This window comes from Acidiferrobacter sp. (assembly GCF_054609335.1).
The window spans coordinates 46,813-62,511 of sequence record NZ_JBTRWP010000016.1 but is presented as its reverse complement, the minus strand read 5'-3'; the positions used below and the strand labels follow the sequence as shown (position 1 = coordinate 62,511).

Below are 15,699 nucleotides of genomic sequence, written 5' to 3'. Positions count from 1 at the left end.
CGACTCACCTGAAGCCCTTGCGCCAATTCTACGCCTTCCATCTGGGTGGGCTTGCGCGGGTTGCGGGGTCGATGGCGCGTCTGGTCGTGATTACCCCGCGCGACGACTACCGCTATGGGTATCGCTTGTGGGCCGACCGCCGCAATGGCTTGTTGTTGAAGGCCGCAGTCATCAACGATGATGGGCGCGCGATCGAGCAGTTCCTGTTCACCCGTTTGCGGCTGCATCGGGCCATTCCTGCCTCGGCCGTTGGGCCTATTGGCGTAGGGCAGGTGCACGCCTATAAAGAAGAGCGAGGAGAACTGTTTCCCGATCCCGAATCGCGTTGGACGGTGGGGAAGCGGCCCCCCGGATTTCGGCTCGCCATGCGCCTGATGCGGCGTGTCAGTGGTCAAAAGGGGGTCGTGCAGCACCTCGTCTACTCGGACGGGCTGGCGGGCGTATCGGTGTTCATCGGCCGGCGCCCGCGAGCGGCGCTGGTCCATGCCCAGCTCATCCGTTTGGGGGCTTTGCATGTATTTCGCACAGTGGTGGATCATAGGATGGTGACGGCGCTTGGTGATGTGCCGATGTTGACCGTCGAGGCGATGGCGCTGTCGGTGCGGCGCTTGGCGCCGGCGGCGCCCTGAAGGGACGAGGGATGGAAGGGATGGCGATGATTGCGCGCAGGGTGCTGCTATCGGTTTGGCTCATGGTGATGGCGGCCTTCGGGGCCGCGCGCGCCGATCAGGGAAGCGCTTTACCGAATTTCGCGCGGATCGTGAGCGTCAACCATGCCGCCGTGGTCAATATCAGCAGCACCGAAGTGGTGAAGGGGGCGGCCGTTGCACCGGGCTTCGGGTTCGGCGCCCCCGGGGGGCCCGGCAATCCCTTGAACAAGTTCTTTCATAACCTGCCGCAGCAGAGCCAGACCATGCCGCGGCATTTCGTGACCAAATCCTTGGGATCGGGCTTTATCATCGCCTCGGACGGCTATATCCTCACCTGCGCCCACGTGATCAACCATGCCAAGCAAGTGATCGTCAAGCTCGCGAATGACCACGACTACGTGGCGCGCGTGGTAGGCCTCGATACGAAGAGCGACGTGGCTCTCCTGAAGATCCGGGCCGCGCACCTCCCGATCGTCAAGATCGGGCGCGCCTCGCGCCTTGCGGTGGGCGATTGGGTGCTGGCCATAGGGGCGCCGTTTGGTTTCGAGAACTCGGCCACCGCCGGCATCGTGTCGGCGGTCGGACGCAACCTGCCGGGCTCCAACTATGTGCCTTTCATCCAGACCGACGTGCCAATCAACCCGGGCAACTCCGGCGGGCCCCTCTTCAATACCCAAGGTGAGGTCGTAGGCATCAATTCGCAGATCTACAGCCGCACGGGCGGCTTCATGGGCTTGTCGTTCGCGATCCCCATCAATCTCGCCATGCGCATCAGTCACGAGCTGCAGGCAAGAGGGCACGTGCAGTGGGGATGGCTTGGGGTCACGATCCAGGATGTGACGCGCAAGCTTGCGGCGTCTTTCGGTCTGCGCAAGCCCTACGGGGCGCTCGTATCGGAGATTCTGCCCAATGGTCCGGCGGCCCACTCGCCCCTGAAGCCAGGCGATGTCATCGTGCGTTTCGATGGCCATCCGATCACGCAGTCGTCGGATCTCCCGCCGCTTGTGGGGCTCTCCCCCATAGGGATGCCGGCGCGCCTGAGGATCGTGCGCGATGGTCACCCCGAAACGCTTTCGGTGGTCGTCGGGGCCTTGCCCGAGACCATGCCCGCAAGCTATGTGCGCACACCACATAAGCCCCGTAACGGGGCTTCGCTTGGCCTTGCGCTGCGCGACCTCACAGGCCACCAGAAGCGCGAGCTCGGGGTCACGAAGGGGGTGTTCGTCGAGGGGGTGAGTCGTGGACCCGGCGAAAAGGCCGGTATCGCACCGGGCGACGTCATTCTGAGCCTTGCCGGGCGATCGGTAGGGACGGTGTCCACGTTCATGTCGGTGCTGGGTGGCGTCCCCGCACACCGCCCCGTGCCTTTGCTGATCCGCAGGGACGGAAGTTCGTTATTCTTGGCCCTGACCAAATAAGTTGGTGAGGCTCGCGAAACCCGGTATGATGCGGCCACACGTCTGTGACCGGTTTTCGCGGTAATCGTCCGCGCCCCAAGGCCAAGCTTGCAAGATCGCATTCGCAATTTCTCGATCATCGCCCACATCGACCACGGCAAGTCGACGCTCGCCGATCGTTTCATCGAGTTCTGCGGGGGCTTGAGTGCGCGCGAGATGGAAAGCCAAGTGCTCGACTCCATGGATCTCGAGCGCGAGCGAGGGATCACCATCAAGGCCCAGAGCGTCACCTTGCGCTACAAGGCGCTCAATGGCCTCGAATATAAGCTGAACCTGATCGATACACCGGGCCATGTCGATTTCTCCTACGAGGTGTCGCGTTCGCTCACCGCCTGCGAGGGCGCGCTCCTGGTAGTCGACGCGGCACAAGGCGTGCAGGCGCAGAGCGTGGCGAATTGCTATACGGCCGCCGAGCTCAATCTCGAGATCGTCCCGGTCCTGAACAAGATCGATCTCCCGGCGGCTGATCCCGAGCGTGTTGCGCGCGAGATCGAGGATATCATCGGCGTGCCGGCCTCCGGCGCCATCCGTGCCAGCGCCAAGACCGGCGAGGGGATACGCGACATCCTGGAAGCCGTGGTGGCGCTCGTGCCCGCGCCTCGCGGTGACGAGTCTGGGCCCTTGAAGGCGCTCATCGTCGATTCCTGGTTCGATACCTATCTTGGTACGGTCGCGCTTGTGCGTGTGGTCGACGGGGTGCTGGCGCGGGGCGCGCGGGTGCGCATGATGGCCACTGGGCGCGACTACGACGTCGAGCAGGTGGGCGTTTTCACCCCGAAACGCCTGCCAGTCGACGCCCTGCGCGCGGGCGAGGTCGGCTATCTCGTGGCCGGCGTCAAGGACGTGAAGGGCGCCCGGGTGGGCGACACTGTCACCGACGCGAGGCGCCCGGCTACCACGCCTTTGCCTGGCTTCAAAGAGATCAAGCCACGGGTCTTCGCGGGGCTCTATCCGATCGAGGCGTCGGATTATGATCATTTCCGCGAGGCCCTCGACAAGCTGAAACTGAACGATGCCTCTATGCATTTCGAGCCGGAGACCTCGGAGGCGCTCGGATTCGGATTTCGCTGCGGGTTTCTTGGCCTGCTCCATATGGAGATTATCCAGGAGCGTCTCGAGCGCGAGTACGATCTGAATCTCATTACCACCGCACCCACGGTGGTCTACGAAGTCGAGACCGCGAAGGGGGAATGTCTGCGCGTCGACAACCCCGCGCGGCTTCCCGAGGCGGGCACGGTGCGCGAGATCCGCGAGCCTATCATCTCGTGCAATATCCTGGTCCCTCAGGAATATCTGGGCCCCGTGATCCAGCTCTGTGTGGAGAAACGTGGGGTACAGCGCGATCTACGTTTTCTCGGACGCCAGGCGATGCTCTCCTACGAGATGCCGCTTAACGAGGTGGTCGTCGACTTTTTCGACCGCTTGAAGTCCTTGAGTCGCGGCTACGCCTCGTTCGAGTATGATTTCCGCGAGTTCCGGGCGGCCGACCTCGTGCGCGTCGATGTGCTTATAAATGGTGACCGCGTGGATGCTCTGTCCATCATCGCGCACCGCGCCCAGAGCCAGTACCGGGGGCGCGAGCTCATACACCGCCTGCGCGAGCTGATACCGCGCCAGATGTTCGATGTGGCCATCCAGGCGGCCATAGGGGCGCACGTCATCGCTCGCGAGACCGTCAAGGCCTTACGTAAGAATGTCACGGCCAAATGTTACGGCGGGGATGTGAGCCGTAAACGCAAGCTTCTCGAACGTCAAAAAGAAGGAAAGAAGCGTATGAAGCAACTCGGATCTGTGGAAATCCCGCAAGAGGCATTCCTGGCCGTTCTGCGGGTCGATAAATAATATGTCGCTCGACGATTTCTCCGCGTGGCTTGTCGGGCTGCTCTTTTTGAGCGGTATCTTGTGGGGGATGGACGCGCTTATGCGCAAGGACAAGTCGGTGCGACCGCCACTGTATGCGGAATACGCCCGGTCCTTTTTCCCTGTCATCCTCGTCGTCTTGTTGATCCGTTCGTTCTTGGTCGAGCCGTTCCGGATCCCCTCGGGGTCGATGATCCCGACCTTGCACGTAGGCGATTTCATTCTCGTGGACAAGTTCGCCTACGGCCTGCGGCTGCCGGTGCTGCACACCAAGATCCTGCCGGTCGGCGAGCCCAAACGGGGGCAGGTGGTGGTGTTCCGCTACCCGAAGAACCCGTCGGTCGACTATATCAAGCGTATCGTGGGCCTTCCGGGCGACCATATCAGCTATATCAATAAGCAGCTTTACATAAACGGCAAGCTCATACCGCATTACCATAAACGCCCCTATCTGTACGCCGAGCAGAGCGGACAGTTCCTGGAGGCTTACCGGTATACGGAAAAGCTGGGGCAGATCACCCACCACATCATCCTCATACCGGGGATCACCCAAAAGCCCGTGCATTTCGTGGTGCCCCCGCATGAATATTTTGTGTTGGGGGACAATCGCGACCTGAGCGATGATAGTCGCTACTGGGGCTACGTCCCGCAGAGGAATCTGGTGGGTCGCGCATTTTTCATTTGGTTTAGCTGGAATACAGCCCATGGTGGGGGTGTGGATTTTAAGCGTATCGGGCGTAGTATTCCCTGAACAAGAAGAAATGGCGGGAGGGTTTATGGCGTGGCGAAGGGAGCGCGGTGCGTCATTATGGAGCGCGTTGGTGTGTGTCATCATGGTCGGGTTCTGGGTCTTTTTGGCATTCAAGATCTGGCCGCCCTACATGAACAACTGGCAGATCGAAAAGGCGCTTGCGAGCGTCGCCAAGCGGCCGGGGGCCCAGGCGATGGGGCGCAGCGAATTGCGCCAAGCCGTGCGCCGGATGTTTTCGGTGGGTTATATCAGCCATGTCGCGGTGGGTAAGGACCTGCATTTCGAGCGCACGGCGCAGGGCGCACGCGTGATGGTCTTTCGCTACGATGTGCAAATACCGATCATGTATAACATAACGGCGGACGTTCACTTCGTCGATCGGCGCGCGGTGACGGGGTCTTGAGCGACGAGTCCGGACTCCTGCGCCGCTGGGATTACACGTTTCGCGACCCCGGGCTTCTCACGCAGGCGCTTACGCACAGGAGCCATGGCGCAAGAAACAACGAACGTCTGGAGTTCCTGGGAGATGCGGTGGTGAATCTGGTGATGGCCGACGCTTTGTATGCGGGTTTCCCCGACCTGTCCGAAGGGGAATTGACGCGCCTGCGGGTGCGGCTCGTGCGCGCCGAGACCCTGGCGGCGGTTGCCCGCGAGATGGGGCTCGGCCGCCTCTTGCGCCTAGGGGGTGGGGAGCTGAAAAGCGGCGGCTTCGACCGCGATTCCATCCTGGCCGACGCCTTCGAGGCGGTCATCGGCGCCTTGTATCAGGACGGGGGTTATGAGTGCACCCGCGCCGTGCTTCTCGATCTCTTTGCCGCGCGCCTGTCGGGGATCGAGGCCCATGCCCAAGTGAAGGACGCGAAGACCGCCTTGCAGGAGTTTCTGCAGGCCCGCGGTCTTGACCGCCCGCGCTACGAACTCGTGGGTATCACGGGGCAGGATCATGATCAGCGCTTCCAGGTAGCGTGTCTCGTAACGGGCTTGCCGGAGCCGACGCATGGCGAGGGCGGCACCCGGCGGCACGCCGAGCAGGAGGCCGCACGGCGCGCCTTGAAGCGCCTTGGAGGCCTATGACCACTTATCGCAGTGGCACGATCGCGGTCTTCGGGCGACCGAATGTCGGCAAGTCCACGCTCATAAACCGCCTGCTTGGGCACAAGTTGCTCATTACATCGCCCAAGCCGCAGACGACCCGCCACCGGATCCTCGGCATCAAGACCACCCCGGGCGCGCAATTCCTGTATCTGGATACGCCGGGGCTCGTGTGGGGGGGCAAAGGGGCCTTGGCGCGCCACATGGACGGCGCCGCCGCGACGGCGATCGCGGAAGCCGATTGTCTCGTGCTGGTGACGGCCTGTCCTAGGCTGCAAGATGATGACGAGCGGGCGCTCGATTTCGTCAAGGAACTAAGGCGTGATCGGCCCTTGATCCTGGCCCTGAACAAGGTCGATCGTCTGGAGCGTAAGGAGGCCCTCCTGCCGCTGATAGCCGAGCTTGGCGCGCGTGGGCTCTTTGGCGATATCGTCCCGCTGTCGGCCCGCGACGGCAGCAATGTCGATGCGCTCGAGGGCGCTATCGCGCGTTCGCTCCCGGAGCAGGAGGCCCTGTATCCCGAGGACCAATTGAGTGATCGGGGGGAGCGCTTTTTGGCCGCCGAATTCATCCGTGAACAGGTCTTCCGGCGGTTCGCCAAAGAGATCCCCTATGTCACGACGGTGGATATCGAATCCTACAAAGTGGAAAAGCGTCTCGTTCGCATCGAGGCCGTGATCTATGTCGAAAAGGAGGGCCAGAAGGCCATCCTCGTCGGGCAGGGGGGCGCGGGACTTAAGGCGGTCGGCACGGCCGCGCGCAAGACCCTGGAGCGGCATCTGGGCCAAAAGGTCTATCTTGGGCTGTGGGTGAAGGTGCGCGGGGGCTGGTCGGACGATATGCGCGCCTTGCAGAGTCTCGGGTACGGGGGTGACAATTGACGTATGCATACCGACGGCGAACGCGGCTTCGTTCTGCACCATTACCCCTATGGGGAGACGAGCCTTTTGCTTGAGGCCTTCACCTACGCGTTCGGGCGCGTGGGCATCGTGGCGCGTGGCGCGCGGCGCGCCGGCCGGGCCTTCGCGGGCGCCCCGTTGCGACCCTTTCAGCCCCTGCTTCTAACCTGGGCGGGGCGCGGGGAACTCGGCACCCTGGTGCGTGCCGAGGCGCCTGAGGCGGCGATAGAGATGAAGGGCAATGCCGTTTGGTGCGCCTTTTATGTGAATGAACTTGTATTGAGGCTCCTGCATCGCCACGAGGCCCATGCCGACCTCTACGTCGCGTACGATGAGGTGCTGCGCGCACTGGCCGATACCGATTGCCAAGAGGGCGTGTTACGAATATTCGAGAAGCGCCTGTTGGCGGGGCTTGGCTACGGGCTCGCGCTTTTGCGCGACGCGCGTAGCGGAGAGGCTGTGCGTGCCAGCGCAAGTTACCGCTACATCTTAGACGAGGGGCCGGTCGTGGCCGATGACCTATCGGAGGGGCTCGTAGTCAAGGGCGCCACCTTGATCGCACTCGCCCGGGAAACGTTCACGGTTCCCGAACAGTTGCGCGAAGCCAAGCAGCTTTTGCGCGCCGCACTCGCGCCCTTGCTCGGCGGAAAGCCGCTCTATACCCGTCGCCTATTTCGCAGCATGCAGGCCCCATCATGAAGCTCGGCGTCAATATTGATCACGTGGCCACCTTGCGCGCTGCGCGCAAGACGCGCTATCCCGACCCCGTGCAGGGGGCGCTCATCGCCGAGCAGGCGGGGGCGGATGTCATCACCCTGCACTTGCGCGAGGACCGGCGCCATATCCAAGACCGCGACGTGATGGTCTTGAACGATATGTTGGTCGCGCGTATGAATCTCGAAATGGCCGTCACAGACGAGATGCTTGCCATCGCAACGCGCGTGCGTCCCGAGGACTGCTGTCTCGTGCCGGAGCGGCGCGAGGAGCTGACCACCGAGGGAGGTCTCGATGTGGCAGGCTCTGAGCGCCGGGTCGCGGAGGCCTGCCATAGGCTTGCCGATGCCGGGGTGCAGGTCTCGCTTTTCATAGACCCAGACGCCCGTCAGGTCGAGGCTGCGGTCCGTGCGGGGGCCCCGGTGGTGGAGTTTCATACCGGGACCTATGCCGACAGCAAGGGCGCCTTACAGCGGAAGGAATACGAGCGCTTGCAGGCGGCCGTAGTGCTCGCGCGCGAACTGGGACTCGTCGTGCATGCCGGCCACGGACTCCATTACCACAACGTCGAGGCAGTGGCCTCCATTCCCGGTGTCAGCGAGCTCAATATCGGACATGCGATCGTAGCGCGCGCGATCTTCACGGGTCTTGGGCCCGCGGTCGCGGAGATGAAGCGGCTCATCGTCGGCTGCGTACGGTCACCGTGATCATAGGGATAGGGACCGATATCGTGCGCGTGGCGCGGCTGGAGGCAGGGCTCGCCCGTTTCGGTAGGCGCTACGCCGAGCGCATTCTCGATACGGTCGAAGAGGACGAGTTCAACGCATCGGCACGGCAGGCGCATTTCCTCGCCAAACGCTTTGCGGCCAAGGAGGCAGCGGCCAAGGCCTTGGGTACAGGATTTCGGGGGGTGTTTGGTCTGCGCGACATCCGTGTGGCGCACGATGCGCTCGGCTGTCCGCGACTTTTACTGCACGGTGGCGCGCGCGTTCGCGCCGACCAACTCGGCGCGAAGACGGTGCATCTGACTTTGAGCGACGAGGCCGACTATGCGGTCGCGTTCGTGATACTCGAAGGCGCATGACCGTCTGTCCAACGGCGTCATCGCAGGCGGCGGAACCTAGCGGGGCGGGACAGGAGGCGCACGTCTTTGATCGACAAGGAGCGCGCCCACTTTAGCAGGCTGAGAGTGTCACGGGTCTAGACGGGCGGGCGCGCTCCTCTGTCGGTGTCTCGTGAACCATGCCTGAATGGCGTCGCGGATCCGGGCGATCCTTTCCGGCGACAAGGATCAGGCGCTCAAGCTGCCGTCCATCCATGATCGTGTTTCCATTGTATTTCGAAATCGAGTAATGCCCAAGCGTGCGCCGGCTCTCGGTATGCGCGATGGGACGTCCAAGTCTCCATCGCGCCCTCGATCTCGGCGCAACTCATGATCTCTTCGCTCCGCTACGAGATGCCGCGGCCGTCCTGCGGGCGAGCCGTGCGCTTTTCTGGCGCACAACAGGCTCGCCCACAATAACTGGACGGCGTATCGATGTCCTTGCAGGTGGCCTACGGCCACCCGCCCGGACCTACGCCTCCCGCGGACTACGCGCCCTCGCTTGCGCTCTCCTTGGCGCGCAGCGTTGGTTCTCTTTTCCACGGTCAAGACACCGGCCCACGGAGAGATCTATTGCATACGCCACGGGAGGTGTCGGCGCATCTTGCCCGCCGGCAGTCCCGCGGCCGGCGTAACTTAAAGGGATAGTGCGGCCTTGTGCGCAAGCGCATCGCCACGTGCGGCCAAGGCCCCAGCGATGGGATGAGGGGAATTGGCCGCCGCGAACGGCCCAAAGCCGCGGGTCGACCGATCGGGTCCAGGGCTGAGGGGCCCCGCGGGGACTTACTTCTTGCCGCCGGCGGCCTTGACGACCGGCGGGCGCCCTTCGAAGAGGAAGGCCCGCATCATGGCCTCGATGTCGTTTTGCGACTCGGGGTCGGCGGTATTCAGGTGATGGTCATTCATGAGCACTGACAGCTGATCCAGCCACTGGCGCCAGCCGTCCTGTGAGACCTCGTCATAGATACGTTGGCCGAGCTCGCCCGGATAGGGTGGCCGCTCGAGACCGGGGGCGCTACGCTTCAAGACCCGACACTGAACCATGCGCACGAAGGTCGTCCTCTGTGAGTTGGATGGCGCAGTATAACGGACCTCCGCCGCGCTTAGGAAGCTGCTCTTACGGGATGCGGCGGGGGGCGCTATACTGGGACTTTCCGAAGGAGATTCTCATGCAGCAAGAACAGGCGGTGGCGAGCGCGGCGCCCATGTTTCCGGCGCAGCTCGTAGACGAGATTCATGTGACCGAGTCGGCCCAGACCAAGCTTGGCGAGATCGTGTCGCAGGCGGCGGCGGACGGTGTCATTGGCATTCGGGTCTTTGTCTCAGGCGGCGGTTGCAGTGGCATGACCTACGGCATGGTCATGGCCGAGGCCGAGAGCGCCCGCGATGCCGTCTGGCATAAGGGGGGGCTCAAGATCTTCGTGGACGCCGTGGCCCTGAGTTATCTGGAGGGCGCCGAGATCGATTACACCGAAGACGGCGAGCCGCGTTTCCTGTTTCGCAACGTGTTTAGCCGTTCTGGGGGCGGCGGGGCGTGCGGGGGTTGCGGCGGCGGCGGCGGGTGCGGGGCGCACTAAAGAAGCCACGACTGCTGCTCGTTGCGCCGTTCGGTTCCTACCGGACGGCGCCGTTCCTGGCCGCCGCCGAGAGGTGGGCGGAGGTCGTTTTAGCGAGCGAGGGGACGTCTAATATCGTCCGTAGCGGGCTTCCGGGCCTGCGTCTCGCGCTGGATGACTTAGATGGCTGCGAGAGGGCGTTGCGCGAGGAGATCGGGCGCGGCGGGCCTTTTCAGGCGATTCTGGGCCTCGATGATTGGGGCGCGCAGGTCGCGGGTCTTCTGGCCCCGAGGCTCGGTCTGCCGGGGAATCCGCCCCAGGCCTTGGAGTTTGCGCGTCGCAAGGATCATGCACGCGCCGTTTTGAGCGCGGCGGGCGTGCGCGTTCCCTGGCACCAGGTGCTGGCGCTGGATGCCCCGCTGCCGCTGCTCGATGATCTTCCTTACCCCCTGGTCTTGAAGCCGGTGGCCCTGGCGGGCAGTCGCGGCGTCATGCGCGTAGATGACGCGCCGGCCCTGCGCAAAGCGCTTGTGCGGCTCGCCGCCATCCTCGGGCGCGACGAGCGCGCGGTATGGAAGCGGGCGCTCGTGGAGCGCTTCGTGCCGGGTGCCGAGATCGCCCTCGAGGGCCTGCTTACCGACGGCGTCCTCCAGACGCTGGCGATCTTCGACAAACCGGAGCCGCTCAATGGCCCGTTTTTCGAGGAGACCTATTACATCACGCCCTCGCAGCTGGATGCCGCGACCTGCGAGGCGGTACGCCGCGAGGTCGAGTGCGGGGCGGGTGCCTATGGGCTGCGGGAGGGTCCGATCCACGCCGAGTGCCGCCTGAATGCCGAGGGGGTGTGGGTGATCGAGATCGCAGCGCGCACCATAGGGGGGCTCTGCGGGCGCCTGTTGCGATTCGGTACGGGGCTATCCCTGGAAGAGCTTGTCGTGCGTCACGCCTTGGGGGAATCGATCGTGGTGGCGCCACGGACAGGGGCGGCGGGCGTGCTCATGATCCCGATTCCGGGGCTCGGCCTCTTGAAGCGTGTGGAGGGGCTCAGGGCCGCTGACCACGTGCCAGGGGTGATCGAGGTCGTGATCGATGCGCGCGAGGGGCAGGAGCTTGTGCCGCTGCCGGAGGGGGCGAGCTATCTCGGTTTCATCTTCGCGGAAGGTCCGGACCCTGCAGCGGTCCATGAGGCACTGAAGACCGCCCATGGCCATCTGCGCTTCGTGCTCGCACCCGTGTGGCGGCCGGCCCTCATGCCGCAGGGGGAGGTTGTGGTTGGCGAAACCAGGCCTGCCAGAGGGATGCCGCCAGCATGATGAGCAGGGGGCCTGCGATGACCCCCACGAGCCCAAAGACCTTGGCCCCGCCGAGGATGCTGAGCAAGAGGGCCATGAAGGGCACAGAGCTCTCTTTACCGGTGACGAGCGGCCGCAGGAGCAGGTCGGCGCCCGTGATGACCGCGACCCCCCAAGCGGCCGTGAGCAATCCGGCGAAGACGTGACCTGTCAGCATGAGCCACCCACAGACCAATCCAAGCACCGCCCCCGCCCCAAACGGAATGGCGGACAGGAGTGCCGTGGCGATCAGCCAGATCGACCATAAGGGCATGCCTGCCAAGCCGTAACTCAGCCCGATCAGTACGCCCTCCACGAGCCCCACGCCGATGATACCGAGCATGACCGCGCGCGCCGATTGAGCGGCGGCGGTGAGGACCTGCTGCCCGCGTACGCCCCAAAGGGATTCGGCAATCCATATGAGTTCGGCATGCATCTTCTCGCCCCGTAGGGCAAGTGAAAAGACCACGGCGGCGGCAATGATCGTATGCAACAGAAAGACCCAGACGTGGCCTAGGCTCGCCTTGATGAAGTCCGAGTGGTGGCCGATGTAATGGACCAGCACCTTGGCGTTCAGGTTATGGAGATGACCCGCAAGCCATGGGCCGATAAAGCGCGCATGGGCGAGTTGCGGCGGGACGTGCACGAGCGGTCCGCCACTCTTCCAGCGCGCGATCTCGGGTGCGAGCTTGGCGGCGAGGGTGTCTATGACGAGCCACGACGGGAGCACGATGATGGCAAGCCAAGACAGCGCATGCAGGATCGCGCCGGCGAAGCGCGGGAGGTTCAAGTCACGTTCCACAGCCAACTGCACGCGCCAACCCACGGTGCACAGCACGGCCCCCATAAAGAGCGGCACGAAATAGGGCGTCAAGGGGTAGAGCCCTATCACAAACAGAGTCGCGAGCGCGATCTCTCCATAGCGTACGCGCGTCATGGGCGGGCCCCTGCGTGTTGCGCGCCTCGTAGCATCATCGTGCAGGGAGGTACGCTTGGTTGGGGCGCGCGATGCGTGCAAGGCTTAAGTCGGCTCAGCATCGGCCCATGATAGGGGCCCCGGTCGGGAAGTCAATCGTGCGCGTCCGGGTGCGCGTCGATTTCGGGCCCGGGGGGCGGTCGTGACTCTGGGCGGGGGCTTGAGCGCGTCCCGACCCGTGGATTTCGCGAAACCGCTGGGCTAGGCTTAGCGAGGCGAGCGCCTATGGGTACGTCACTAGGGGCGATCGAGGCGGGGGCTTAAAACAGGCAGGCCCCGACTGACGGCTTAGAGGCGCCTGGGCGGCGTTGCAAAGGGCAGGGAGGCCCCAATGGAGGAAGGTCTCGTGCCGACACCGGTAACGGTTATACGTCCTGGGGATTTCCTGAAGCGCGACAAGGGCTTGCACGATCACGTAGGCGTTGCGTGGTTCGACGGGCGAGTGCTGCACAACAGCCCTTTTCGTGGCGAGCATCTCTCGAGTATTGAGGAGTTCGCTGCGGGTCGGCCCGTGCGCGTGCGGCCGACAGCGGCGGTGCGGCGGGAACACGTGCTCGCCAATGGCATGAAGGTCTTAAGGGCGCCGCGCGGCTATCACCTGTGGCGCAACAACTGCGAACACACCGCCCATTACGTGGTGCATGGGCGCCCGTCGAGTCCGCAGCTCTGGGTCTGGACGCTGGTCGCCGTGGCAGGTGCGTTCGTCGTTTTGCGCTAGGAGAAAAACGCAGGGGGACGATTTTTTGCGCCCGCAGATGCGGTATCCTAGGCGCAGCTTGGTGTCTCGTGAGGAACGGAGATGGCCATAAAACACCGCTTTGTCATGGCAGCCATATTGGCAGGCAGTCTGTTTACCGTGGCGGCGCGCGAGGTGTATGCGATGCGTGTAATGCCTCTGTCCCATGCGCATGTCGTGCGCGTCGATGACGATGAGGGCGACGACGGTGGCGGCGACTGGTTCCCGTTATGGTTCGGTTTCCGGGCCTTTGCCCCGCGGCGGCGAGTCATTATAGAGCATGATTACTATCCGCCGCCGCGGCCAGCGCGGCCTACCTATTACTACTATTGCCGCCGTCCGGAGGGCTACTACCCCCGGGTACCCAATTGTCCGAGTGGTTGGTTGCGCGTGGTCCCTCCCGGCCGCGGTGGCCCGCCATGATCGCGGCGACGAAAACGGCGGCGCGACCCTTGCGGGAGGCGGATGTGCGCGTGGAGCTCACCGCATCGGCGCGTCGCGCGCTCGACGCTCGCGCCGAGCCCCTGTTGGTGGAGATGGAGCTTTTCTTTAGCTGCCTCATCCGCAAGCGGCTACGCTTCGGTGTCGCGCCCCCTGATGAGGTCGCGCCAAGCGCGTCTTCCGCGCATCCGCGCCTCGTGGTGTGGTTCCGTCCGGTTATGGCGCGTCATTGTGCGCTGCCGAACGATGCCGTCTTGGACGAACTCCCGCTCATGGATTTTCCACTTGAGCGGCGTGACGCATTCCGTCCGCGCTGGGTCACAATCGATTACCGTGGCGGCGGCTTTTGCGGCGACTTCGGTTGGTAGCGATGGAGTGGCGCCCACGCGCTGCGGCAGATCTCTTTAAAGGCAGAGCCACACCTGTTCGGCGGCACGGGTGACGGCGACATAGAGCGCGCGATGGTAGTCGTCGACCTTGCCGCCCGCGACCATCCCGTAGAGATCGGCCACGTCCACCAAGGCGTAGTGGAAGGTGCTTCCCTGGGCCTTGTGGGCGGTCATGGCATAGGCGTGCATGACCGGGGCGCATGCCCGTGTCACGGCCCACGCGCGCCGGAAGTCCTCGGGGGCGCGGCTCTCGGTGCTCCTGTACATCGTCCATGTCTTGCGCACGAGTCGCTCGTACTCGGACGGGTCGTGCGCCACGAAGAGTTCGACCGCCTCATCCTGTCCCGGCGCTTTCGCCTGGATCCGCCAGCTTGGGATGTCGAGATAAGGGTGATGGAGCGCCTCGCAGGCAGTGACAATCATTTCGGTGTTGTTGGGCACAAGGTCGACGAGGGCATCGCGCCGTTCGCGCTCCGCGCCCTCGGCGCCCCGGGATCCTTCGATAGGAGCTAAGGCCTCTTCCCAAACCTTCACCCCACGCTCCTGGATGCACGCCGCAGAACGAAAGGCGTAGACCGTTTCGCGGGCGATGAGCGTCTCGCCGGGCCAAAACGGCGCGGTATCCAGTGCCTCCGGCTCGCCGCGTCCGTAGAGGGCCGCAAGCCCCCGATGGATGAAGCGGTTGCGCTCGTCGACTATCCGATTGCGCCAGGCGATCACGCGTATGTCTTTGGCGGGTCGGCGGCGCCGCAGGCTTACGGCCCCTTCCGCCGCAAAGGCGGCGCGCGCGAGATGGACACCTTGCATTTCGCTTGCGTGTTCGGCGAGGTAGCGGCGAATGCTATCGGCATTGAACACCCCGCTGGCCTCGCCCTCGATGTAGCGGCGTATCTCTCCTGCGAATTGGATGATGGGGTGCGGGCGGCCGGTGGATTTCTGGCGGACCACTTCGACCAAGTCGTGCCGCGAACTGCCCTGGGTGAACACTGGCGGTTCGCGACCCGCGGGATCAGCCAAGGCGAGATCCTGTTGCGGGTCCGTAGTGGGGGTCTTTTCCTCCACCGGTAGGAGCTGTCCCGGGTCCCCTATGTAGATTACGCGCGTGCGTGCGCCCTGCGCGAATCGTTCGATATATGACATGAGTTCGGGCCCTACCATGCTCGCTTCGTCGATAAATACGAGGTCATAGGACTCGAAATAGAGGGTCTTCGGGTAGCGATCCAAGGTGATGCGCATCACGCCCTCGTGGGTTTCGCGCAATTTGAGGCCAAGGAGCGCATGCAGCGTGCCGGACCAGACCTTGGTACGCGTAGGGCGCGCGAGCTTGGCCGTCATGACCGAGACCGCCTTGTGCGTGGGCGCGCATAAAGCGACCCGGAGGCCCTTCGCGCACGCCGCTTCGATGAGATGTACGGCAAGCCAGGTCTTGCCGGTGCCTGCATAGCCGCATAGCACGCGCAGCCCCGCGGCTTCCCCGGGATCAAGACAAAAGGCGTGGAGGGCCAGAAACGCCCGGCGCTGACTCAAGGTGGACCCTTTCGGGCATGTCAGGCGTTTTTTGAGCGCGCTTTTCGTGCGCATTATGGACGGCGATCTATTATGGGAAAAGGCCTCTGCGGCATCGTCGCCGCCTTCCGGGCGCCCGCTACCTTAGCATGGGCGGGGTCCCCAAAAAAGCTGGAGAACGCCGGCCCGAAGATCTAGGGCTCCCGCTTGTGTGTCGCGAAGAGGAGCTGTGCGCGCCG

At 63.9% G+C, this 15,699-nt stretch carries 18 protein-coding genes; 15 read left to right on the top strand and 3 right to left on the bottom strand.

Features of this window, described 5'->3' with window-relative positions:
* The 10 genes from ACYCTF_RS06195 to acpS all read left to right on the top strand — a co-directional run.
* Positions 1-629, top strand: a 629-nt coding sequence (locus ACYCTF_RS06195; protein WP_461284692.1) for a MucB/RseB C-terminal domain-containing protein, incomplete at its 5' end; no start/stop codon positions are given.
* 20 nt (positions 630-649) lie between these two features.
* A complete protein-coding gene (locus ACYCTF_RS06190) occupies positions 650-2,068 on the top strand; it encodes a Do family serine endopeptidase (RefSeq protein WP_461284294.1) in 1,419 nt (472 codons plus the stop codon).
* An 87-nt stretch (positions 2,069-2,155) separates the two neighbouring features.
* Positions 2,156-3,949, top strand: a complete 1,794-nt coding sequence (gene lepA, locus ACYCTF_RS06185; RefSeq protein WP_461284295.1) for a translation elongation factor 4 — start codon at positions 2,156-2,158, stop codon at positions 3,947-3,949.
* Position 3,950: 1 nt separating this feature from the next.
* Complete coding sequence (gene lepB / locus ACYCTF_RS06180; protein ID WP_461284296.1) at positions 3,951-4,718, top strand: signal peptidase I; 768 nt, start codon at positions 3,951-3,953, stop codon at positions 4,716-4,718.
* A 25-nt stretch (positions 4,719-4,743) separates the two neighbouring features.
* Complete coding sequence (locus ACYCTF_RS06175; RefSeq protein WP_461284297.1) at positions 4,744-5,121, top strand: DUF4845 domain-containing protein; 378 nt, start codon at positions 4,744-4,746, stop codon at positions 5,119-5,121.
* Positions 5,118-5,792, top strand: coding sequence for a ribonuclease III (gene rnc / locus ACYCTF_RS06170; protein WP_461284298.1), 675 nt, complete (start codon positions 5,118-5,120; stop codon positions 5,790-5,792). The genes ACYCTF_RS06175 and rnc overlap by 4 nt, the downstream gene beginning before the upstream one ends.
* Positions 5,789-6,691 (top strand): GTPase Era, encoded by a 903-nt coding sequence (era, locus tag ACYCTF_RS06165; protein WP_461284299.1) that lies wholly within the window; start codon positions 5,789-5,791, stop codon positions 6,689-6,691. Before rnc ends, era begins: the two co-directional genes overlap by 4 nt.
* Positions 6,692-6,694: 3 nt before the next feature.
* Positions 6,695-7,408: a DNA repair protein RecO gene (recO, locus tag ACYCTF_RS06160; protein ID WP_461284300.1), complete on the top strand. Its 714-nt coding sequence runs from the start codon at positions 6,695-6,697 to the stop codon at positions 7,406-7,408.
* Positions 7,405-8,130 (top strand): pyridoxine 5'-phosphate synthase, encoded by a 726-nt coding sequence (gene pdxJ, locus ACYCTF_RS06155; protein WP_461284301.1) that lies wholly within the window; start codon positions 7,405-7,407, stop codon positions 8,128-8,130. Before recO ends, pdxJ begins: the two co-directional genes overlap by 4 nt.
* Positions 8,127-8,507, top strand: coding sequence for a holo-ACP synthase (gene acpS, locus ACYCTF_RS06150; RefSeq protein WP_461284302.1), 381 nt, complete (start codon positions 8,127-8,129; stop codon positions 8,505-8,507). The genes pdxJ and acpS overlap by 4 nt, the downstream gene beginning before the upstream one ends.
* Positions 8,508-9,308: 801 nt before the next feature.
* Here acpS and ACYCTF_RS06145 read toward each other — a convergent pair.
* Positions 9,309-9,569 (bottom strand): oxidative damage protection protein, encoded by a 261-nt coding sequence (locus ACYCTF_RS06145; RefSeq protein ID WP_461284696.1) that lies wholly within the window; start codon positions 9,567-9,569, stop codon positions 9,309-9,311.
* Between the two features lie 125 nt (positions 9,570-9,694).
* On the opposite strand from ACYCTF_RS06145, the gene ACYCTF_RS06140 reads away from it, so the two are divergent.
* On the top strand, positions 9,695-10,102 hold the full coding sequence (locus tag ACYCTF_RS06140) for a HesB/IscA family protein (RefSeq protein ID WP_461284691.1): 408 nt from the start codon (positions 9,695-9,697) through the stop codon (positions 10,100-10,102).
* Complete coding sequence (locus ACYCTF_RS06135) at positions 10,087-11,394, top strand: ATP-grasp domain-containing protein (protein WP_461284690.1); 1,308 nt, start codon at positions 10,087-10,089, stop codon at positions 11,392-11,394. The genes ACYCTF_RS06140 and ACYCTF_RS06135 overlap by 16 nt, the downstream gene beginning before the upstream one ends.
* Here the strand turns inward: ACYCTF_RS06135 and ACYCTF_RS06130 are convergent.
* Entirely contained in the window at positions 11,330-12,349 is a 1,020-nt protein-coding gene (locus ACYCTF_RS06130) for an AI-2E family transporter (RefSeq protein ID WP_461284689.1), read from the bottom strand. The genes ACYCTF_RS06135 and ACYCTF_RS06130 overlap by 65 nt on opposite strands.
* A gap of 370 nt (positions 12,350-12,719) precedes the next feature.
* Here ACYCTF_RS06130 and ACYCTF_RS06125 point away from each other — a divergent pair, with 370 nt between their 5' ends.
* The 3 genes from ACYCTF_RS06125 to ACYCTF_RS06115 all read left to right on the top strand — a co-directional run bounded on the left by ACYCTF_RS06125 (position 12,720) and on the right by ACYCTF_RS06115 (position 13,933).
* Positions 12,720-13,106 (top strand): C40 family peptidase, encoded by a 387-nt coding sequence (locus ACYCTF_RS06125; protein WP_461284688.1) that lies wholly within the window; start codon positions 12,720-12,722, stop codon positions 13,104-13,106.
* Positions 13,107-13,187: 81 nt separating this feature from the next.
* Entirely contained in the window at positions 13,188-13,547 is a 360-nt protein-coding gene (locus ACYCTF_RS06120) for a hypothetical protein (RefSeq protein WP_461284687.1), read from the top strand.
* Entirely contained in the window at positions 13,544-13,933 is a 390-nt protein-coding gene (locus ACYCTF_RS06115; protein ID WP_461284686.1) for a hypothetical protein, read from the top strand. The genes ACYCTF_RS06120 and ACYCTF_RS06115 overlap by 4 nt, the downstream gene beginning before the upstream one ends.
* Positions 13,934-13,969: 36 nt before the next feature.
* Here the strand turns inward: ACYCTF_RS06115 and ACYCTF_RS06110 are convergent, their stop codons facing one another.
* On the bottom strand, positions 13,970-15,481 hold the full coding sequence (locus tag ACYCTF_RS06110; RefSeq protein ID WP_461284685.1) for an ATP-dependent DNA helicase: 1,512 nt from the start codon (positions 15,479-15,481) through the stop codon (positions 13,970-13,972).
* Positions 15,482-15,699 lie beyond the last annotated feature (218 nt).